Raw genomic sequence first — 22,782 nt, 5'->3', positions numbered from 1 at the left:
TTTGAGGGGGTGTTTATTGAATAGATTATTAAAGCAGGTTAACGGCCAATCTTGGATATGGCATAAATGATAGTACTAGTTAGTGAGTAAGGGTTAGTACTGCCACCCTAAACTAAAGCCAGTGACCCACTCTTTGTCACTGAAACCGTCTGGCTGGGCTAGCGGATAGCCAGCAAACAAGTCATAGCTGGTTCTAATTGGCGTGACGTAGCCTTTGACGCCTACAACCCCGCCAACCAAATGATTGCCTAACAGCAGATCATCTTGAGCATCATTATCAAGCTTCACATAGCCTGCATCGACACCAGCATAAACGGCGTGAGGCTTATCACCAAGATAGGCACTCAGCTCTTGCTTTAGAATCGCACCATGATCGCCGCTTAAACTGCGCTCACCGTCGAACCCGCGTACACTATAACGTCCACCAATACTCAAACGTTCATTCGGCACCAATGCCTCAGTTGCATACTGCCCGGTAAAAGAGCCATGGTAATTCAACGCTTGATTGGCAATTTGCATAGGATGATTCACATCAACCCCTACCTTTACGATACCCGCACGCGCACTGCCTTCATTAAACAGGGCTTCAGGGGGATCGATCGCATCAAAGGCACCTGTACCGCGCTGATACATGACATCACCTACCCATTGGGTTTTACCAATGATGGTCTCGTAGCCAATGCCTGCTTTATAGCCTGCCGTACGGCGACGCTGTACTTCCACTTCCGTATCATCAATAAAGTTACTTTGTTGCTTGGTGTAACCACCTGCCTTTAAATACGTTTTGCTGTGGCTGTCACGGTGGACCAAATGGCTGACGAGCGCTTCAGTGTTATAAGAGTCGCCGCTATAGACGTAGTCTTGATTGGCACCCGCGATGGTTTGATCATAGTTATAGCCACTGTGGGTCAGTGTTAGTTGGGTATTATTGATGGGCAGCACGTAGCCGATATTATAGCCTTGGCTACCATTATCTTCGCCATCACCGCCGCCATCTAAATTGTGGTTATAAGATAGGTATAACAAATCGTTTTGCCAAGTGGGATTGTCTAGTGATAGCGTGACATTACCTTGATAAACACCCGTACTTTCCTGTCCTGAATCATCAACAGAGGCAGACAGACGCCAGCGCTTGTCTTGCTGCCATTTAACTTGAATATCACTGTAACCAGGCTCGGTCATTCGGCTGCTAGGTGCAATGGAGAAGTCCGCGTCAGCGGTTGGTACGCGCTTAAAGTTCTCTAGTGACTGCTCGATATCACGGACATTGAGTAAATCACCAGAATGCATGGGCATGGCAGGGGCAAAGTTGGCAGGATTGCCACTGTTATCAATATAAACAGGACGACTGACTTGAACATCGACAGCGGTGATTTGGTCAATACGACCGGGAATAAGGGTGAGCGTCAAGTGACCAGATTTTAGATTTTGGTTTTGTACCAATACCCGAGTGGTGACGTAACCTTTTTCGATAATTCGATTCTGTACATTGGTGACCAGCTGGTTGATATCATTGACTGATAGACAGCTGCCCAGTAAAGATGATTTACCTTTGGTATAAGGCATGAGTGCGAAAGTGAACTTTTCGCTCAGCTCACCTGTTAGGTAGATATGGTCAATATCAAAACAAGGGATTGAAGCGGCATCAGCGTTCTGAGAACTGGCGGGCACTATAGAAGTGGAAGGCGCTTGTTGATACGTATCAGTATTTATATTGACATTGGGCTTAACCAATTGTTGCTGTTTTAAGGCTTCACTACGCTGCTCTTGGTACTGCTCAGGCGTAAGCGCATTGGCATTGACACCCATACAAATGCTGACAATACTGATCGTTAAAAAGCCTAAAGTATGGCCAGCTACATTAGTTCTCGAAATACTTGTATACATAAGTCCACCATTTTTATAGTGAAAGGATTATGTATATAACAGTTACTTATTGCAAGTATTTTTTATTATTTTCGCAGTGAATAGTTTATATACTATGTAACTGTTTTTTCTCTATTTTATTTACAATCCTTATATTCATATAAGTAATTATTATCAATAGGTATTTGCATAGAATTAGCGTAGGTTTATAGAAATTGCAATGACCGCATATACAAAGACCATTAACAATACAAAAGAACATGATAGATAATAAGTATTTTCTGAGAATATAATGCAAGAGATTTAGTCAGGATGCTCTAGAGCTACTAGAGCTACTAGAGCTACTAGAGCTACTAGAGCTACTAGAGCTGTAATTATAGGTAAATCTAACAATTACTTGCAACTTTCCTTTTGATTGAATATTACTTAAAAGGCTCTAAGTCTGTTGCTTAAAAGGTGATGGATTTAATAGCATCAAGTTTTTGATAGTAGTGGAAACAATAAACTACTTTCACAGTAGATTGTTTAGATGAGCTTAGAGGCTCAGAAAATACTTGAAGAGATAATGCATTTATTACTTTAAAAGACACTAAAGGTCGTTGGCTATATTTTAATGAAAACCTTTGTACGTATGCTATAACAACTTATCATACATTAATGCTATTTAACGAAATATGGTGGTTCTAGCCTCCGAAGCCGAGGGTCGTGGGTTCGATTCCCGCCGAGCGCACCAATCATTATATTTACAATCTTGCTTCACTCTTCCTTTGCCCTGCTCCAAACAACCCTTACTCATCAAATCAGCACTTCAAGATGTTTACAGCTTTTCTATGCCTATCGAACTTAGCATTTCTCACCTATAGAGAAAGCCTCACTCTGCATCTTGCAAGTTAACAGTCAACTGAGCGCGACTAGGCACACGGTGGTAATTGATCACAGGAACATCACCCAAACGACGTTGACCAACAGCCAACTTTTTATCAATCGTAAGCATCGCAATCTTTTTGCCTTCTTTGCTAATGAGCAAATGGTTCGCCTTACGGGTGACTCGATAATTAGCAAAATACTGCTTTAATATCGCTGAGGTTTTTTGTAGAGCATCATTCGGTGCTACATTTTTTGACTTCGCGCCACTATGTTTTTCGTCTGCTTTTGCACCACGCGATTTTGCCACGAACCATAAAACCACGATAATGGTAAACAGTATGACAAGCCACCAAATTCCATCTATCATAAGAAAAAACATCCATCATTGACAAGGGTTGGCTCATGTTAGCAGAATTATCACCAACGTTAATAGCAGAAGTAGAACTTGCCACCAAGTTGCTAAAATCAGCACAACGTATTTGCATTTTAACAGGGGCTGGCATTTCTGCAGAAAGCGGCATCCCAACGTTTCGAGACAAGCAAACCGGCTTATGGGAAAATTATGGCGTAGAGGACTTGGCGACACCAGAGGCGTTCATCCGTGATCCAAAACTAGTATGGTCATGGTATCAATGGCGTCGGCAAGTAGTCGCAGATAAAACACCAAATCCTGCGCACCATGCTTTGGCACAGTGGCAATATCATGCTCAATCAACGGAGCAGCAGCTGACACTCATTACTCAAAATGTCGATGATTTGCATGAGCAGGCTGGCAGTACTGTGACCCATTTGCACGGTAATCTATGGCGTAATAAGTGTGGTCAGTGTGAGGCGCCTGTCCAAGAGCAAGCAAGAGATTCGTATAGTAGCCAAAATACTGTCGGTTATGACGAAGCACTAATGACTTGCGCCCAGTGTGGTGGTTATATCAGACCAGATATTGTGTGGTTTGGTGAGGCGTTGCCTGTAGATGAATGGCACACAGCTGAAAATGCTGCGACTAACTGCGAGGTATTTATTAGTATTGGCACCTCCAGCCTCGTCTACCCTGCTGCTGGTCTGGCGCAATCAGCCAAACAAAACGGTGCGCAAGTTATCGAAATCAATCCAAACCCCACGCAAAATACACTCGTTGATATCACGTTAGCAGAGAAGGCTGGCATAGTACTGCCGCTGCTGATAGAAGAAATTACTGCTTTATAATGGCTACTGCTAGTAAATATTACTAGGGCGTGTCTTCAACTCACTCGATTCACTCAATAGTCATCTCAATGGACTAAAAATGGCTGAATCTTACCAAACATCGTCAAATAGCTGGTTAATATCCCGATATTATCTGCGCTATTTTCCTTGTTTGACAGTAATTTATTTTGTTTGGTCGTCATTTTTTAAATGAAGACACGCCCTAACGACAGACAACAAAAAAGGCGTAACGATTTATATAAACCGTTGCGCCTTTTCTGCTCATATCGAACTCATTAAGGTTAGTTCAATGCCAGATCCACTTTCGCTAAATACAGCTCTTTTAACTCATCATCTATAAATGACGATCTAAATGAGTTTTTGACCAAGGTGATGATATCATCTTCCGTTAACGGCAGATTTTCACAGATATTTATAAAGTTCTGATTCATATAGCCTTTAAAATACGCTGGATCATCTGAGTTGACACTGATATTTAGACCATAATCTAGCAGCTCTTTGATATTGTGCTCTGCGTAGTCCCCAAAGACCTTAAGCTCAATATTAGAGTTTGGGCAAACCGTCAGTGGCATTTGCTCATCTTTAAGTCGTTGCATGAGTTCTGGGCTTTTTATGGACTGAACACCATGGTCGATTCTGTTGATATTTAATAAATCTAGTGCTTCATAAATATAAGAAAAATCAGCCTCTTCACCAGCATGAGCCACTAGCTTAAAGCCGGCCTCTTTTGCCTTTTCAAACACTTCTTTAAACTTTGACGGTGGATTGCCTAATTCTGAAGAATCAAGACCGACACCGATGATATCGTCTTTAAACACCATCGCTTCGTCCAACGTGGCAAACGCCTCTTCTTGTGATAAATGTCGTAAGAAACACATGATGATACAAGAAGTAATACCGAATTTTTCTTTGGCATCAGCCAGTGCTTCTTTGATACCCGTAATGACGGCTGCAAAAGGTACGCCTCTTTCGGTATGAGTCTGAGGGTCAAAAAATATCTCTGTGTGAATGACGTTGTCTTCAACACATTTGAGGATATATGCCCATGTCAGATCATAAAAGTCATCTTTGGTCAAAAGGACATTTGCGCCCGCATAATAGATGTCTAAAAAACTCTGTAGATTATTAAAGTTATAAGCGTTGCGGACATCTTCTATGTTTTTATAGGGGATTTCAATCTGGTTTTTTTTCGCCAATCTAAACATCAGCTCAGGTTCTAATGAGCCTTCGATATGTAAATGCAGTTCTGCTTTTGGTAATTTCTTAATTAACTCTATCATAGTGTTCCAGTAGCTACTCTTTATAAAAAACACGTTATTTTTCGAAGCGCTATTGTATTTCAATTCATACTGAAACCCTAGCAAATAACGAGAACTGATGAGAATCATCATCACACTTCATGATAAACGCTACTTCAAAAACACCACGGTATCAGACAGCTCATTGCCTGCTGGATCATGCTCAAGGTGATAATATTGACGCAGCACTTGCCCTACTTCATCTAACAATTCAGCCAAGCTTTCTTCTATTTTTTGATTGGCAATACCTGATACCGCTTTTTCGCACATCGCGTGCCAGACAGTAGGACTCACATGAGCACTGATGCCGCGATCCGCGACGATCTCTAACTGATGCTCGCAAATATTGACATAAATCAAGACACCTGTGTTTTCTTCAGTGTCCCAAACTCGGTACGCACTAAACAAATCAACGGCACGCTCATGACAGTCAAGGTGATAAGCATCCTGAATGGGCAAGTGGTTTTCTACAATCAAAAACACCTCGCCGCGGTGACCTCGCTCTGCTTGGGTCACACGCTCTGTCAGACGCACTTTAGCCTCTGTCGTCAGCCATTTGCTATGCCATAAAGGAACAAATACGACCTGACGCCACCAGCGAGCAAGACTGGACTTTGAAGCGTTGTTTTCTGTCATTATACTATTCCCTCTAATACATCATTACTCACGGTCATTTTGCCTCTGGTATTCTTAAACATACATTGTCTCTCTACCACGAGCCGCCAGCACCACCGCCGCCAAAACCACCGCCGCCGCCGCCAAAACCACCGCTACCAAAACCTCCGCCACCACGGCTGCCACCGCCTCCGCTACCAGGTAGGAATACCATACCACCACCTCGACGACCACCGCCAGAGCCACCTTTACCGCCACCACCACGTGAGATCAAAAACATCCAAATAAATATGGCCATAATCACCGTCATGAAGAAGCCGCCACCCAGTGCTAACGAGCCAGCAAAAAATCCACCTGCCGTTAGAATAGAGCCAAACACGCGACCAAATATATTGGTAATAAAGCTACCAAATATCATCGCCATAATAAACAAAAAAATAGGCGATGGCACTTCGTCATTGCTCTGTTGCGCACTACGCTCGGCTGCTTGCGCATCAGCACGAGCCAAGACCTCGGGGTCAGCTGTTAGACGGGTCTTTAATGCATCTACACCTGCCAATATCCCAGCACCGTAGTCGTTCTGCTTAAATAGTGGTGTGATATCTTCACGAATAATACGATTCACCGCAGCATCTGGTAAGACGCCTTCTAGCCCATAGCCAGTCAAGATATACATCTCACGGTCATTGACAGCGACAACCATTAGCAGGCCGTCATCGATATCTTCATCACCTAACTGCCATTTTTCAGCCACTTGCAGTGCATAGTCAAATATCGGCAAACCATTTGTTGTAGGAACAATAACCACTGCCGCTTGGGCGAAACCTTGCTGATAGATATTTTTTAACTGCGCCTCTAAACGCTGTTTCTCTTGCGGATTTAGAATATTGGCTTGATCAACCACTGGCGAATTCAATATCAGCTTATCTGCATCGACACTTTCTGCACTTGACCGCACTGGTGGCTGATCTGTTGTTTGAACACTGTCTGTATCATTTGCTGAGCTTTGATTGATAGCATCGTTGCCGAGCACCGCTTCATTGATGGCTTCATTACCCAGTACTGCATCATCGATGGCTTCATTGGAATCGCCTGCTTTGGCAAGTGCCACTAAATCCTCGACACTACGATCTTGCAGACTTGAGGTGCTATTAGTAGCGACAGCATCATCGTCAACATTGCCATTAGTTGCAGCATGCAGCATAGACGTACCACTGACGCTGAGCGTGAACAGCAATACTGATAAGAGTGCTTTTGAATTATTCATCTAATCTATACCACCTCAATACATCTGTACTATAGTCAATCTCATATAAATCCGACACGGTATCGAACACCTTTAGTCTACCACTCGTAACACTGTTACTTGTCTTTATAGATCCGAATCATGATACGCAAACGATAAGTTGATCGGTATTCATATTTATCAAATATCTGTATCAATACCTTCAATAAGCAGTTCGGCTGCTTACTTTAAATAAATGAAGCAGCTTTTGCCGCTCTATGCCACTTATATCTCTATGCCACTTATATATAATGCGCTTATTGACTGCACTCTACTGAGTAGTTGCTGCATCGTCATCACCAAAATCTACCGTTGGTGCCGTTGATATCGCTTCTTCATTTTCCACACTAAAGTTTGGCTTGGTCTCCATGCCAAATACTTTTGCGGTAATGTTGGTTGGGAATTGACGCACCGTTGTATTATAGCTTTGTACCTCTTGGATATAACGGTTACGAGCGACAGCAATACGATTTTCAGTCCCTTCAAGCTGCGCTTGTAAATCTTGGAACAATCCATCTGACTTTAACTCAGGATAACGTTCAGAGACTGCCATCAATCGTGACAATGCCCCTGTCATCTGCTCTTGCGCCTCTACATAACGTTCCATCGCTTCTGGGTCGTTGAGCACTTCAGGCGTCGCTGTCATACCACCAGCACGTGAACGCGCTTCAGCCACTTGCGTAAAGACTTCTTGCTCCTGCTCAGCATACTGCTGTACCACTTTGACTAAGTTTGGCACCAAATCAGAACGACGCTGATATTGGTTAACAACTTCTGACCACGACGCAGTCACTTGCTCGTCTTGCGCTTGCAGGTTGTTATAGCCACAGCCGCTAAGACCAACGGTAGAGGTTGCTAGTACTGCTGCGAGCAAAATGGGTTTTATAATTGATTGTCGCATCATCATCGTTTCTCCTAATAATGGTAAGTAACAAATAACCAGTAAGATATTTTTTAACCGTTTTCTAACATGCTATAAGCATTAAACAGATTTATATTGGACTGACTATAGTAACTCATATTATAGCCTGTAAGCTGCTCTAGCCATAATGGCCCTATAAATATGGTTTTGCCATTATTGGTTACAAAACATAATCACTTTCCGCTCTATTATTGCGGCTGTCTTGGGATATCGTTTCATATCACCACTCATTCGTGCATATATACTCGTTATTTACGTAAAATTGAATCGTACTGAATAACTATATATGCTGATGAAAAAAGAAAATTCTAGTAATTGCTACAAAAATATGGCAAATTGCAGTTACGTAGCCGTATGGTTTGAATACATTTGGTAGTGGACTTATAACATGATTGGTATTAGCAATATTTTTATTTTCGTATAAATATCAATGAACTATCTAATATTTATCCAATAATTCTAATCAGCCACGCCAGCAGTGTAATCAATCTCTACTGCTCATAGCAAGTTGAATGCTGTCACGATCATAAGTATTTGACTATATAACCCACTGATCTACCCGCTATTAATAGTATCAGTACTATATAAATAGTAAATCCCACTGATAAGCTAAGCGGATAGGTTCAGAAAACCACACTTCACTCTTGGTGGCTAAGCACGTATGGGACTTAACTGATACATACAAGTCGATGTAGCTAATTTAACTGTTTAACTTAAATAAGTAAGTTAACCAGTTAGCTTACTTCTAAAGCATACAAAGCCACTTTGAGACAGTACTAGGAACATACATATGGAAGGTTTTGTTAATTTAGTAAATGGAATTATCTGGAGTCCAGCACTGATCTATCTGTGTTTGGGCGCTGGTCTCTTCTATTCCATCATGACACGCTTCGTACAAGTACGCTTATTCAAAGAAATGCTCAGACTATTATTTAAAGGGAAACCTGATAACGATGGTATCTCTTCATTTCAGGCACTAGCCGTCTCTCTATCTGGTCGTGTCGGTATGGGTAACATCGCCGGTGTTGCTGCTGCCATTGGCTTCGGTGGTCCAGGTGCCGTATTTTGGATGTGGGTTGTCGCCTTTTTGGGCGCGTCAACCGCTTATATTGAGTCCACCTTAGGTCAAATTTATAAAGAGCGTGATATCGTAACAGGCGAATATCGTGGTGGCCCTGCTTATTACTTCGAGCGTGCGCTTGGTCAAAAATGGTACGGTATTCTATTCGCCATCGCCTCAATCGTTGCTTGTGGTATTTTCTTACCTGGTGTACAGGCCAACGGGGTTATCAACGCCGTTGCGCAGGTTGCAGGTGAAGGCTCAGCGATGAACTTTATGGGTATAGAGACTGGTACGACTCGTATCATGGCTCTAGGTGTTGTGTTAATCGTATTGGGCTTCATTATTTTTGGTGGTATCAAACGTATTGCAACCTTTACTGAGTATGCAGTACCCTTCATGGCAGTGGGTTATATTGTCTTAGCACTGCTCATTTTATTTGCAAATTTCAGCATGATTCCACAAGTATTCGGTAGCATCGTTGGTGATGCCTTTACTGCACAAGCAGGTTTTGGTGCTGCTATTGGTTGGGGCGTAAAACGTGGTATTTACTCTAACGAAGCAGGTCAAGGTACAGGTCCTCATGCTGCCGCAGCGGCTGCCGTTGATCATCCTGCACAGCAGGGTTTAGTACAGGCATTCTCAGTCTATGTTGATACTCTACTTGTTTGTTCTGCAACTGCCTTTATGATTTTATCTACAGGTATGTACAACATCCAAGGCACATTGCCTGATGGCCAGTTCTTGGTACAAAACGTAGCAGCGGATGTTGAAATTAACGCGCCAGCATTTACCCAAATGGCGATGGAATCTGTTTACGGTACTTTTGGTAATACTTTTATCGCGATAGCGGTATTCTTCTTTGCCTTTACCACTATCTTGGCGTACTACTATATCGCCGAAGTAAACATCTCTTACCTCACCCGCTCTATGGGTAAAGGCGCTAGTAAAGCAGGTCAGTTTGCTGTAAAACTTATCATCATGTTCATGGTTGCTTATGGTGCGCTAAACAGCTCAGGTTTCATTTGGGGACTTGGCGATGTTGGTGTTGGCTTGATGGCTTGGTTAAACATCGTTGGTATCATCGTAGTATTCTTTGTCGCACGTCCTGCCATCTCTATCCTACGAGATTACGAAGCGCAGCTCAAAGCAGGTGGCGGTACGACTGCCAAAAGATTTGTCTTTGATCCTAAAAAGTTTGGTATCAAAAACGCTACTTACTGGGAAGAGCGTCATCTAGAATTGGAAAAAAGAATGGCTGCTGATCCACTAAACAAAGAAGTTAAATAAGCAAGCTCAACCACCTGTCTAAACAACATGTTAAGACAGGTGATTACTTAATCATCTTAATCAAAGCCCAAGACAGTCGTCTTGGGCTTTTTTGTGGCCGTTCAATAGGCTCTAACCTCTTTTTACAAAGTCGTTTAATATCAATCTCAAACTATGTATATCAGTGACAACCGTCAGTAAAAACTAGAACCAGTGCGCTATATACATATATATACAATCAGCGAACTACTAAACCGCTACGGTATGAGCCTCTCTAAATATACCATTTGTACAGTCTATAGTCGGCTGCCTTGTTCTCACTTTAGGTGTCACGAACTTTCATAGTATCGCCAGTCCTCTTATCCAGTACTACTATCCAGCACTTTTATATTGATACCATTATTAGAGCGATACGCCGGGTCAACCATAAGTCAGACACAAAAAAGCCTAGCTAGTGAGCTAGGCTTCTTCGATATCATTGATAAATGATAAAACTCAGTCTATAAAAACAACTTATTCAGGCATTAATACCGCATCGATAGTGTGAACCACACCATTGGTTGCCATGATATCTGTACCGGTGATGTTGGCTGTGTTACCAGTAGCATCAGTGATGACGTTGTCTTCGCTGATAGAGATAGTTGCACCATTAGCAGTTTCAATATCAGTACCATAAGGAATGTCAGCAGCCAATACTTCTGACGCTAGCACATGGTAAGGAAGTACTTTGTTAAGTAAATCTGTATCAGCCAATAGCTCCTCTTTGGTCACGCCCAAACTTTCTAATACAGGAGCAAATGCATCATCTGTTGGTGCAAATACAGTATGCTTGGTATCTTCCATCAACATAGTGTCAAGACCAGCTGCTTGTAGTGCTGCGTTTAGGATGGTTAGATTTTCGTTATCTGCAGCAAGTTCAGCAATGGTTTGCGTAGCAGCAGCTTCGTCCATCATATCAGTCTCAGCCGCTGGATCTGTTTCGGCCATTGCATCAGTTTCAGCCATTGGCTCTACAACCACTTCTTCAGTAGTCGCTTCAGGCTCAACTGGATCAGTCGTGGTTTCTGTATCATTACAAGCGGCTAATGACATGGCAGCTGTAACAACAGCGATAGATAGTAAGTTTTTCTTTAACATGGGTATTTCCTTATCAATGAATGGTCAATTACATTATTTGATTAACAAATAGGTTTCTCAGTTAATGAATATAACAGTGAATAATTTATTTGTTGCAAACGATACCAATTGGACCAGTGCCGATTACGTCAAACTTGTTACATCAATAACTACGATTTTAACTGATTATTTTTTAATTACTGCTTACTTAGGTAGCAACACTGTATCAATCACGTGTACGACGCTATTATTAGCTTATACGTATTAGCTTGTACGGATAGCAGGTTTCAACCAAGAATTATTTAGGAAGCAAAACTTTATCGATAACGTGTACCACACCATTGTTAGCAGCAATATCAGTGTCTAAAATATTAACTGTACGACCATTTTCATCTTGTAGTTGGCCTTGATCGGTGACCACAAGTGCATCTTTACTCAGCATAGTAATCGTACCTGGCTTCACATCTGCTGCATATACTGGTGCTGCACCGTTGATCACATGGTAGCCCAAGATTTTGGTAAGCAATGGTTTGTTGGCAAACAGTTGCTCTTTCGTCATACCTGTTTCTTGCAACACTTGTGCAAATGCTTCATTGGTCGGTGCAAATATAGTGAAGTTGGCATTAGGATTAGATAATGGTGCCGCGATGCCTGCAGCTTCTACCGCTTCAACAAGCAACGAGAAATCAGCATTGCTTTGTGCTACTTGTACCACATTCATATCAGATACTGCTTGCGTATCTGTTGCTGCTTGACTACTGGTAGGTGCTTCAGTCGAGGCACTATCAGCATCAGCTGGCATCATGCTATTACAAGCACTTAGGCCTGCAACTGAAAGTGCTAATGTACCAATGGCAGCGATTTTAGTAAGCTTCATAATTATATCCTTAAGTATTAATGATTAAGTATTTTGGCCGATGATAATGTCATCTCAATGGTTAATTTGCATTTCGTAAGCAACTATTACGTCGATACAAAGGTGCATACTTTTTTGTTAAAAACGGCTTTAATAAAAACGTTTTTGGTCAAAGCCATTAACATTCATTAGTAAGTATTACTTACGCAATGCTAATTCTTCTGAAATCAAATTAACATCTCAAAAAAGTTTATCAATATACCTTTACGCTGTTTTTGTAGCGGCGGTGTAAGTTCTGTCTTACTTTTAAGAGTCATGTTTGACTTTAGTTTATCCAAGCAAAGCTTTGTGTAAACTTTGAGTGCATAGTTACTCATTTCTGCCTACCTACCTTATGCAATAGACTTTAACTCATTAAAAAACAGACAATTTGTCAATGACCTTAGCAGAGTCAGCACTATCCCTCGTGCTGTGCGATTTTCATGTTAAAATAATACGACTTTTCCACGCTATTTAACTGATAAGAATTTTCACTCCGTTTGTTATTCTTTTCTTTTATAACATTGATGATATAAGCAGCGCTCCTATGACCCAAGCAACTGACTCACAAACCGATGCAACTTCTAGCCCATCACAATCTGCCGATGACTTTGTCCTGACGCCACCTGCCGTATTTCCTTATAAAGAGCAACAAATAACGGCACGGACACGTATCACCGAGCAAATGGCGTCGCGCATTTTGATGCTAGATGGAGCGATGGGTACACAGATTCAGACCTATAAACTAGAAGAAGCTGATTATCGTGGTGAGCGTTTTGCAGATATTAGCCAAGACGTACGCGGTAATAACGACCTGCTGGTGCTCTCACAACCACAGATGATTAAAGAGATTCATGATGATCATCTTGGTGCTGGTGCAGATATCATTGAAACCAATAGCTTTAATGGTACGCGCCTGTCGATGGCCGATTACGATATGCAGTATCTGGTGCCTGAGCTAAACAAAGAAGCGGCCAGACTGGCACGCGAGGCCGCCGATGCCTTTACTGCAAAAACACCAGACAAGCCGCGTTTTGTCGCGGGTGTGGTTGGCCCCACTTCACGTACCTGCTCGATATCACCGGATGTCAATGATCCTGCGTTTCGTAACATTACCTTTGATGAGCTAGTACTTAACTACCGTGAAGCGACATTGGCCTTGATTGAAGGTGGTGTCGACCTTATTCTAATCGAGACCATCTTTGATACGCTCAATGCCAAAGCAGCGATATTTGCGATCACTGGCGTGTTTGATGATATTGGTTTTGAATTACCCATTATGATATCGGGTACGATTACTGATGCCTCAGGTCGCACGCTATCAGGGCAAACGGCTGAAGCGTTTTATAACTCGGTTCGCCATGCCAAACCTTTATCAGTCGGCTTCAACTGTGCGCTTGGTGCCGATGCGCTGCGCCCGCATATCCAAACGTTGTCCAATATCGCTGATACTTATGTTTCAGCGCATCCAAACGCTGGTCTGCCCAATGAGTTCGGTGAGTATGATGAAACGGCTGAAGAAACAGCAGCATTGCTAGAAGGCTTTGCCAAAGCAGGCATCTTAAATATCGTCGGCGGCTGCTGTGGTACCACACCTGAGCATATCCGCCAAATCGCAAACATGGTAAAAAACTATGCGCCGCGCGTGATTCCTGAAATCGCACCTGCCTGCCGCTTGTCTGGACTTGAGCCATTTACCATCGATACTGACAGCTTGTTTGTTAATGTCGGTGAACGTACCAACGTGACAGGTTCTAAAAAGTTCTTACGTTTGATTAAAACCGAAGCCTACACCGAGGCACTTGATGTCGCCCGTGACCAAGTAGAAGGCGGCGCACAAATCGTCGACATCAATATGGATGAGGGTATGCTCGACTCCAAGCAGGCGATGATTCACTTTGTCAATCTCGTATCAGGTGAGCCAGATATCAGCCGTGTACCGCTGATGATCGACTCCTCTAAATGGGACATCATCGAAGAAGGGCTAAAGCGCACGCAGGGTAAATCTGTCGTCAACTCTATCTCGCTCAAAGAAGGTCACGCTGAGTTCGTCGAAAAAGCCAAGCTGTGTATGCGTTACGGTGCCGCCATTATCGTCATGGCCTTTGACGAAGACGGTCAGGCCGATACTTACGAGCGCAAAACTGAAATCTGCCAGCGCAGCTATGATGTGCTGGTCAACGAAGTTGGCTTCCCATCTGAAGATATTATTTTTGACCCTAATATCTTTGCCGTCGCAACTGGCATCACAGAGCACAACAACTACGGTGCCGACTTTATTAATGCGACCAAATGGATCACTGAAAATCTGCCTAATGCCATGGTATCGGGCGGTGTGTCTAATGTGTCATTTAGTTTCCGTGGTAACCCAATCCGTGAAGCCATCAACTCGGTATTCTTATTTCACGCGATCAAAAACGGCCTGACCATGGGTATCGTCAACCCAGCCATGCTTGAGGTATATGACGATATTCCAAAGGAAGCGCGTGACGCTATCGAAGATGTCATGCTCAATCGCAATCAAGGCGAAAGCGGTCAAGATGCCACCGAGCGACTGATGGGCGCTGCTGAAAACTATCATAATGGCGGTAAGAAAAAAGACAGTACGGTCGATATGAGCTGGCGTGAAGGCACTGTAGAAGAGCGCATCGCTCATGCTCTAGTCAAAGGCATTACTACCTTTATCGAAGCGGACACCAAAGAAGCATGGGAGAAATACCCCAAGCCACTAGAAGTCATCGAAGGCCCATTGATGGACGGTATGAATATCGTCGGTGACTTATTTGGTGCGGGTAAAATGTTCCTACCGCAAGTGGTCAAGTCTGCCCGCGTAATGAAGCAGTCAGTCGCTTGGCTCAACCCGTATATCGAAGCCGAAAAGGTCGAAGGCGAAGTCAAAGGTAAAATCCTGATGGCGACCGTCAAAGGCGACGTGCATGATATTGGTAAAAACATCGTCGGCGTGGTACTCGGCTGTAATGGCTACGACATCATTGACCTCGGCGTGATGGTACCCTGTGAGACCATCCTAGATACCGCGATCAAAGAAAAAGTCGATATCATCGGTCTGTCTGGTTTGATTACCCCAAGTCTCGATGAGATGGTCTATGTGGCCAAGCAAATGCAAGAGCGCGGCATGACCTTACCGCTTATGATTGGCGGTGCGACCACCTCTAAAGCGCATACCGCGGTTAAGGTGGAGCCGCAATATCAAAACGATGGCGTCATCTATGTCACAGACGCCTCGCGCTCAGTCGGTGTGGTGACCAAGCTGCTCTCAAAAGAACATCGTCAAGCGCTGATCGATGAGACCCGCGAAGAGTACGCCAAGGTACGCGAACGTCTGGCCAAGCGTAAACCAAAAGCGGCTAAAGTATCGTATGCTGAGTCAATTAAAATGGGCTTTAAAGGTGACTGGGACAATTATGTGCCACCAGTGCCAAACAAATTGGGCCAAGTGATATTGGATGACTACCCCATCACTAATTTGCTGCCGTATATCGACTGGACGCCATTTTTTATCTCTTGGGGACTGGCAGGTAAATATCCAAAAATCTTGCAAGATGATGTGGTCGGCGAAGCGGCTCGTGACCTGTTTAATAATGCCAATGAGCTGATGCAAAAGATGATTGATGAGAAATCAATCGTCGCTAAAGGGGTGTTTAAACTCATGCCCGCTCGCCGTACGGGTGCGGACACCGTGACGGTCTATGACAATGCGCCTAATGATGGTGGCAGCCCAACCTATCAGTTCGAGCATTTACGTCAGCAGAGCGATAAAGCCAGTGGCAAGCCAAACTTTAGCTTGGCTGACTTTATCTCGCCATCAGAGACACATACCGATCACTTGGGCGGCTTTACTGTCTCTATCGTCGGTACAGAAGCACTCGCTGAGCAATACAAAGCGGCAGGCGATGACTATAATGCCATCATGGTACAGGCTCTGTCTGACCGTCTAGCCGAAGCATTCGCTGAGCATCTGCATGAGCTGGTACGTAAAGAGTACTGGGGCTATCAGCCGACTGAGTCACTCACCAACGATGAGATGATTAAAGAAAAATATGTCGGCATCCGCCCTGCGCCTGGTTACCCTGCTTGCCCTGAGCATACGGAAAAAGGCAAATTGTTTGATTGGCTCGGTACGGTAGATGCTATCGGCACGACTTTAACCGAAAGCTATGCGATGTGGCCTGCGTCGTCGGTCAGCGGATTCTATTACTCGCACCCTGATAGTGAGTACTTCAATGTCGGTAAGATCAGTCGTGATCAGTTAGAGAGTTATGCTGAGCGTAAAGGTTGGGATATGAATACTGCTGAGAAGTGGTTGAATCCGAATTTGTAGAAAATTAATAGTTGTTTTTTGGCTTATTCATTTAATATGAGTAAGCCATTTTTTATAGAGTTGTAATTTACTTTATATAAGTGATTTTATGGTTGCGATGTTATTTTGGAGTAAATTTCAAACTATGGGTATAGACATTATGATAAATCAATTTAATAGCTCTAAGAACTACTTATCTTTATTGACATAAACAATGTTTGTATTTGAGTTTTTTTCAGATTTTAGTACAAAAAGCATTAAACGGGGCATAGTCGCAATGGGTAATAATACGAATGCCATACCAACCTCTATCTTAGAACAGATTACAAGAGCTATAATAAATAACACCGTCAATACAGTTAATATATTTGCATAATGGGTTGTCTTTTTAGTATATAACCATGCACCTCTATTAATTTTTTCAAAACTGTCTGGTAAAGCAGCGACAATCACATGGCCCATATTAAATAAAGGAACTACATCTGCATCAAGATTGGTAGATTGATAAAGATAAAATTCAGAACTGTCTTTCATTTTTACGATAATTTTAACAGTTTTAGCAAAATCCTTAGTACCAACGCATTGGTGAAAATGATATCTTTTTACATCCGCTAAAGATATGCTATGCAACTTATTACCTAGCGTAAAATCTAATTGACCCTCTTGTATTTGAACATTACCTTGCTTTATCCAATTGATATTTTTAAAAATAGTCTGAGGCTTTTCAATTAGCTGTGCTAAAAATATAACAGTGATTATTAAGATAATTAATACAGGTAGAACGGTTTCGAAAGCAAACATTAAGTAAAGCCCAAACGGAAAACTACTAATTATTAAAACAGAAGCAACTATAGTGACAATACGTTTTAAACTTGAGCGAGCATACGAAAAATTTATTTCATAAACCCAGCCCTTTTGAACAATTTCCTGATGATTATCAAACTGTATAGTTTGATACTCTCTTTTTTTGGGATGATTTTTTGACTTTCCTTTGGAATTATTTGCGAACTGTCTTCGGTTTTTCTTATTATGCTTCCGATGTTTTCTTTGTTTATATCTTTTCATTACTCTCGGTCTTTTCTAGTAGAGTACTCTTAACTGTAACAGTGTCGCTATCTTCAGTCTTTCGCAAAATTGGATTAGAACATATAGTGGTGTTGGACTATATTAACTTCAGCTCAATCTGATTTTACTTTTATCCGACGACACTTCTCCGAACAATAAATCACCTGCTCCCAGTCTTTCTCTCACTTCTTGCGCCACGTAAACGGGCGCTGGCAGACGGGGCAGGTTTACTTTTTATATACCATGACTGTCCTTTTGTTATATAGCGCTAGGCAAGGAATATTGTTTGATCAGTACAAAATCAATCTATCGTTTCTTCTACTACTTCCTCTGCTACGTCCATACTACCCCACGATTCAAAGATGATATTACCTTGCTTATCGATCTGTCTAGAATGCATATTATACTCTTCAGAGTTGCACGAAATAGTATTGGCCTCGTCATCAAAGCAGTCATCAACCTGAATGGTTCCGTGACTGAATGGCGGAAGTATTCTGTCAAACATATAGGGAATAACCAAATCCCCTTGCAGATTGGTAAATCCCCACTTATCCTTCTTCTTGACACCGAACATTCCTTCCGAGACTCGAGAAACATTGTCATACTCTACTGGTAAGACGATACTGCCTTGACTATTAATGATACCAAATTTCATATCGGCTTCATCTCTGTCACCTAAATAATAAATATAAAACTCATCATCGTTACTATCATTTGATAATGATTGCTGTAGTTCTTCAGCTATTGTTGTATTATCATCTACTTCTACATGTTTTTTGGCTACTATCGCATAACCATCTTTAAACTCACTGATCGCCTCATACTCAAAAGGCACAATTTGGTTGTCTTGAAAATCAATCACCCCCCATCTACCATTTAACTTAACCGCAGCGAGCCCTCCATGAAAATATCTATTGTCCTCATAGTGCAAGGGTATAACCTCCTCGCCTACAGTATTAATATAGCCCCAAAGCGTTGATTGATTCTCTTGAGAGGATTGCTGTTTATGATTACCAACCATCGCCAGTCCTTCCGAAAAATCATAAGCCTCATCGTAATCAACCATCATCAATGAATCAGAGCTATCTAAATAACCCCATTTACCATCAAGTTTTACACGGGTAGGTCCTTCCAAAGAGTTTGCGATATAATCAAATTTTAGCGGCGTTATTAGGTTATTTATGCCATGTATGCCATATTTACCGTTTTTAGAAACTTTAAAAGTATTTTCACTGATAATTTCTACATCATCGAACTCAGTAGGAACTATAATATTGCCTCTTTTATCTATTGCGCCTACTTTTCCATTTTTGGTAATGGATAGCCAGTTCTCGTTAGTCCATTGATTATCTGAATAAAAGCCATTATACATTGTAAATTCGAACTCAACGGGTTGTATCATATTGCCCTGATAGTCATAAATACCCACTTTGTCGTCATTAGACACGAATAAAATATCATTTGCTCGACGAATATCATCAAATTGCGCTGGTATGATAATCTTACCTGCCTGATTTATAGCACCTTGTTTACCGTCTAATCCAAAGATGGCGATAACATTTTCATTTAGTCGTGGATAACCAAAGCCATACACTATGCTATCGAACTGAGGTTGGATAACGATATCTCCCTTGGTGTTTATATATCCCCATTTATCATCTTGCTTAAATTCTGCTAACCCTACTGGGGTAAAATTCCATGCTTCTTGAAAATCAAATTCGGCTATTTTATGATTTGCCATGTCGATTAGCACCCACTTATCCACTTTTTTTACCAGCGCTCTACTTTGGATGAACTCTACTGGTGAATCATATTCAAATGGTATTACCGCAACCCCCTGTCGGTTGACAGCGCCGTACTTCTCTGTTGAGAGTTGCTGCGCAGGAGCAAGCTCATTACTAAACGAGCATAGCCAGTTAAAGCTAATATCTTCGGGTAGCTCATATCCCTGGTTTAACTCACAACCAAAGTTGGCATGAGCTTGAGACAGGCTTATTAATACCACAATAGCAAGAAAACTTTTGATGATTTGATTAATAAAAGAAAAGTGCGTAAAAGAGAGCGACATAGTTTTTATGTTCCGTTACAATTTTTAGTAGCGTTCATTGATTGGTTAAAATTGAATTAATCAAGGTTATACAATGTACTGTTAACTCAATCTGATTTATTTTTCCCTCGCCAACACCGCTCAGAACAACAAAAAACCTGCTCCCACTTCTTACGCGATGTAAATAGGCGCTGGCAGACGGGGCAGGTTTTTTGCGGTAGGTTTATTCTTTTACGTACCCTGATTAGTTTTTACGTTTTTCATTCGCAAACCTTTAACCCTTGCTCAAAGCACTTGCTATATTTTTCTGCCATTTGAATCCGTAACTGGGTATTAGGATGGGTCGATAAGAAGTCAGACAACCTCTCTCCTTCAACCTCTTCAGCTTTTTCATTATCGACTTTTTCATTGCTAACTTTATCTTCATCGTCATGCTCATGCGTAGCGTCATCGACGTCTGTTGTAGCGCTTATCGTCTTCGAATAGTCTTCCATCCGGCTCAGGATATCCACAAAAGCTTGCGGATCGATACCGATCTCAAGCATCTTGTTAAAGGCAAACTCATCTGCTTCAGTTTCGTATTGACGTGAGTAATGGCTTGATACCAGTGCAGTCCCTAGCCCCGTAGCAATTTCACTGATGCCGTCTGGGTTGCCTAATACCAGTATGACAATCATAGTCGTTAATGAGTTTTGAGTGAGCATCTCTAAGCCGTGACGCTCCACAACGTGGCCCATCTCGTGCAATAGCACAGCATCTATCTCATCATCATTTTTGCTTAACTCTACAAACTTATCTGTCAGGACGATATCACCCGATGGCAGTGCAAAAGCATTGGGCAAACTCGATCCATTGATGTTCATATCCCTAAAATGAATCTGATAATGAATTCTGTCATCACCGCCAAAGCGTTCAAGGCGTGTCTCAAATCGTGATTGAATATCCTGCTGTTCAGCGTCACTTATCTTAGTAGGCTGTAAAAAATAACTATCTACAAACTTTAATGACTTTTTGCCAATAAAGTCGCCTGTTGCTTGTGGTAAAGCATGTGCGACCGTTTGACTGGTCCAAGGAATGCCCCATTTGAAAAAACTAAGCACAAAAATAATCGTCAAAACCAGCATCGTTAATACACTGGTCATTTTTGTTTCATGACGATGTAAAAATAAATTCCATTTTGAACCTGTACTGCTACCTTGATGACTACTGATAAAGTTATCAATAGCATCATTATCGTGAGTCGTAAATAGTGATCCATCAGCGAGTGTAAGCTTACGCTCAGTATTGCCTAGGCGGTCACTGATCGCAACTTGCGACCACTGACCACTGATATTCTGACTACGCTCAAATCCACTCCTAGTCTCATTAGATACAATATCTACCTCGTATCTCGTTTTAGTGACTGTCAGTTGCGCGGTATATTGCACCGAGCTGTCTTTGGGATACCATTTGCCTGATATTGAATTCATCATTAATACTCTCACTGTATCCACTAGTGTCTGGCTTAGATTGCAATGTCTATATCGATATCTAAGACATCACCAATCTCTTCACCAATAGCAGACTGCTCTTGCTCTTTTTGGGTCAAATAACTATTGATATCTATATCCGAGGCTTCTATCCAAGAGTTACTCGCGATATAACGAGCCACACGGACTTTTGCCCAAGGTAATGCTAAACCAGCAGTAAATAAAACCATTAGCATATTTGTCACTAAGATATAAAAGTAGCGTTTAGCAGCAACGGTTGACCTAAAACTGATGGCTTTATCTAACGTGGTGTTTTCAAATATATACTGGCGTTGACGGCTAAATGAATAGGCGGTAGCGAATAAAAACGTAGCAATAAAACCAAAATATATAACTAAGAAGCCAACCACGAATAATGGACTTGCCTCTGCGTTTTCAATATCGTTAGAAATACTACCAAGATCAAACCCACCTGATATGGTAGCTGCGAATATTAAGCCTGAAAGTATTGATAGAACAATCAAACAGCCAATAATGATGAGTATTTTCTTAAGTTGAATTTTTACAAACTTTGAAGTATTGATATTGATGAAAAAATCACCTTGGCCAAATTTTGTATTACCAATCTGATATTCAGCTGCTTTTTTAGTGAACAGCCCTATGACAAAGACACCTATCGCTATCGCTGCGATTATACCTACTAAAAATATCATGAAGGCAAAGATTACGTTAAGACCTTCATCTAATTTTGACATTGGCAATATGCTGCCAAAGAAAAGCAACAACATTGCTAAATAACCCAATATAGGGATAAGCATAAAAATAATATAGGCTGGTTTTAGGTTACCGTTGAAGCTAAAGCGCACGTTACTAAAGCTGGTCATGCGCATATTAAACTTTAGGCTGCGCATGATAATCCAAGGAATAAAAGCAAATAAAACAATGGGTAAAATTGCACCAATAGTAGGCAAAACAGAGCCTACAATCTGTAAAGCAAATAATATAAACACACCGATTAAATAGCCCAGAAATAATTGCTTTCCTGTTGCATGGTAATCAAAATATCGATCTGCATATTCAGTATTCGCATAAAAATATCGGCGCGTACGTACTTTCGCCCAAGGATAATAAATCCCTATAGTGACAATGCACAATAAAACATTAACGATCCATATTTTAAAATACTCTGTTCCGTCACCTTTAAACTGTATTTGTTTCATCCTATCCCTAAAGCCTTATAAAATTTTGGTGAATGTTTATTTTAAACAAGTTGAATTAAGTGCATTTTTGCACTATTAATAAATAACGGAAAATTTAAAAAAGCATTATAGATTATAAGTTTAGTAACTTCGAGGACTTTATAAAATTTTGTTGATTAATTTTTAATATGAGGTGATTTTTAAAGAAAGGACGATGAAATACAATTAATTTATCGTTTTGGATTCATCAAATAAGACTGTTTATGCTGGGCTGTATCTTTAATT

At 41.6% G+C, this 22,782-nt stretch carries 16 protein-coding genes and 1 pseudogene; 3 read left to right on the top strand and 14 right to left on the bottom strand.

Translation table 11 applies throughout. From position 1 onward, the window contains the following. Positions 1-93: 93 nt before the first annotated feature. Positions 94-1,887 (bottom strand): ShlB/FhaC/HecB family hemolysin secretion/activation protein, encoded by a 1,794-nt coding sequence (locus EI164_RS01660; RefSeq protein WP_192518265.1) that lies wholly within the window; start codon positions 1,885-1,887, stop codon positions 94-96. An 850-nt stretch (positions 1,888-2,737) separates the two neighbouring features. Further along, complete coding sequence (locus EI164_RS01655) at positions 2,738-3,100, bottom strand: hypothetical protein (RefSeq protein ID WP_192518264.1); 363 nt, start codon at positions 3,098-3,100, stop codon at positions 2,738-2,740. A gap of 35 nt (positions 3,101-3,135) precedes the next feature. Between EI164_RS01655 and EI164_RS01650 the strand changes: the two genes are divergently transcribed. After that, positions 3,136-3,936, top strand: a complete 801-nt coding sequence (locus tag EI164_RS01650) for an SIR2 family NAD-dependent protein deacylase (protein WP_192518263.1) — start codon at positions 3,136-3,138, stop codon at positions 3,934-3,936. Between the two features lie 281 nt (positions 3,937-4,217). Here the strand turns inward: EI164_RS01650 and EI164_RS01645 are convergent, their stop codons facing one another. The 4 genes from EI164_RS01645 to EI164_RS01630 all read right to left on the bottom strand — a co-directional run bounded on the left by EI164_RS01645 (position 4,218) and on the right by EI164_RS01630 (position 8,038). Beyond that, complete coding sequence (locus tag EI164_RS01645) at positions 4,218-5,216, bottom strand: adenosine deaminase (RefSeq protein WP_192518262.1); 999 nt, start codon at positions 5,214-5,216, stop codon at positions 4,218-4,220. A gap of 129 nt (positions 5,217-5,345) precedes the next feature. After that, positions 5,346-5,870: a TPM domain-containing protein gene (locus EI164_RS01640; RefSeq protein ID WP_192518261.1), complete on the bottom strand. Its 525-nt coding sequence runs from the start codon at positions 5,868-5,870 to the stop codon at positions 5,346-5,348. Between the two features lie 73 nt (positions 5,871-5,943). Then, the gene (locus EI164_RS01635) at positions 5,944-7,116 is read right to left on the bottom strand and encodes a TPM domain-containing protein (RefSeq protein ID WP_192518260.1); all 1,173 of its coding nucleotides are present in this window, start codon (positions 7,114-7,116) and stop codon (positions 5,944-5,946) included. Between the two features lie 289 nt (positions 7,117-7,405). Further along, positions 7,406-8,038 (bottom strand): LemA family protein, encoded by a 633-nt coding sequence (locus EI164_RS01630; protein WP_192518268.1) that lies wholly within the window; start codon positions 8,036-8,038, stop codon positions 7,406-7,408. An 808-nt stretch (positions 8,039-8,846) separates the two neighbouring features. On the opposite strand from EI164_RS01630, the gene EI164_RS01625 reads away from it, so the two are divergent. Further along, the gene (locus EI164_RS01625) at positions 8,847-10,406 is read left to right on the top strand and encodes an alanine/glycine:cation symporter family protein (protein ID WP_192518259.1); all 1,560 of its coding nucleotides are present in this window, start codon (positions 8,847-8,849) and stop codon (positions 10,404-10,406) included. Between the two features lie 492 nt (positions 10,407-10,898). Here EI164_RS01625 and EI164_RS01620 read toward each other — a convergent pair whose 3' ends face one another. Next, positions 10,899-11,522, bottom strand: a complete 624-nt coding sequence (locus EI164_RS01620; protein WP_192518258.1) for a fasciclin domain-containing protein — start codon at positions 11,520-11,522, stop codon at positions 10,899-10,901. Between the two features lie 277 nt (positions 11,523-11,799). Continuing rightward, positions 11,800-12,378, bottom strand: a complete 579-nt coding sequence (locus EI164_RS01615) for a fasciclin domain-containing protein (RefSeq protein ID WP_192518257.1) — start codon at positions 12,376-12,378, stop codon at positions 11,800-11,802. Positions 12,379-12,943: 565 nt separating this feature from the next. On the opposite strand from EI164_RS01615, the gene metH reads away from it, so the two are divergent. After that, positions 12,944-16,738, top strand: coding sequence for a methionine synthase (metH, locus tag EI164_RS01610; RefSeq protein WP_192518256.1), 3,795 nt, complete (start codon positions 12,944-12,946; stop codon positions 16,736-16,738). A gap of 168 nt (positions 16,739-16,906) precedes the next feature. Here metH and EI164_RS01605 read toward each other — a convergent pair whose 3' ends face one another. The 6 genes and pseudogenes from EI164_RS01605 to EI164_RS01580 all read right to left on the bottom strand — a co-directional run bounded on the left by EI164_RS01605 (position 16,907) and on the right by EI164_RS01580 (position 22,518). Further along, entirely contained in the window at positions 16,907-17,782 is an 876-nt protein-coding gene (locus tag EI164_RS01605; RefSeq protein ID WP_192518255.1) for a hypothetical protein, read from the bottom strand. A 113-nt stretch (positions 17,783-17,895) separates the two neighbouring features. After that, positions 17,896-17,997: pseudogene (locus EI164_RS01600) on the bottom strand (DUF2256 domain-containing protein); the annotation flags it as partial. Between the two features lie 86 nt (positions 17,998-18,083). Further along, positions 18,084-19,850 (bottom strand): WG repeat-containing protein, encoded by a 1,767-nt coding sequence (locus EI164_RS01595; RefSeq protein WP_192518254.1) that lies wholly within the window; start codon positions 19,848-19,850, stop codon positions 18,084-18,086. 86 nt (positions 19,851-19,936) lie between these two features. Beyond that, positions 19,937-20,056, bottom strand: a complete 120-nt coding sequence (locus tag EI164_RS01590; protein WP_318779505.1) for a DUF2256 domain-containing protein — start codon at positions 20,054-20,056, stop codon at positions 19,937-19,939. Positions 20,057-20,089: 33 nt separating this feature from the next. Next, the gene (locus EI164_RS01585) at positions 20,090-21,301 is read right to left on the bottom strand and encodes a M48 family metallopeptidase (RefSeq protein ID WP_192518253.1); all 1,212 of its coding nucleotides are present in this window, start codon (positions 21,299-21,301) and stop codon (positions 20,090-20,092) included. Positions 21,302-21,333: 32 nt separating this feature from the next. After that, the gene (locus EI164_RS01580; RefSeq protein WP_192518252.1) at positions 21,334-22,518 is read right to left on the bottom strand and encodes a YjgN family protein; all 1,185 of its coding nucleotides are present in this window, start codon (positions 22,516-22,518) and stop codon (positions 21,334-21,336) included. Between the last annotated feature and the right edge of the window lie 264 nt (positions 22,519-22,782).

This window comes from Psychrobacter sp. FME13, from assembly GCF_014861395.1.
GTDB lineage: Bacteria > Pseudomonadota > Gammaproteobacteria > Pseudomonadales > Moraxellaceae > Psychrobacter.
The sequence above is the reverse complement of the archived record's forward strand: the minus strand, read 5'-3'. Positions and strand labels throughout refer to the sequence as shown.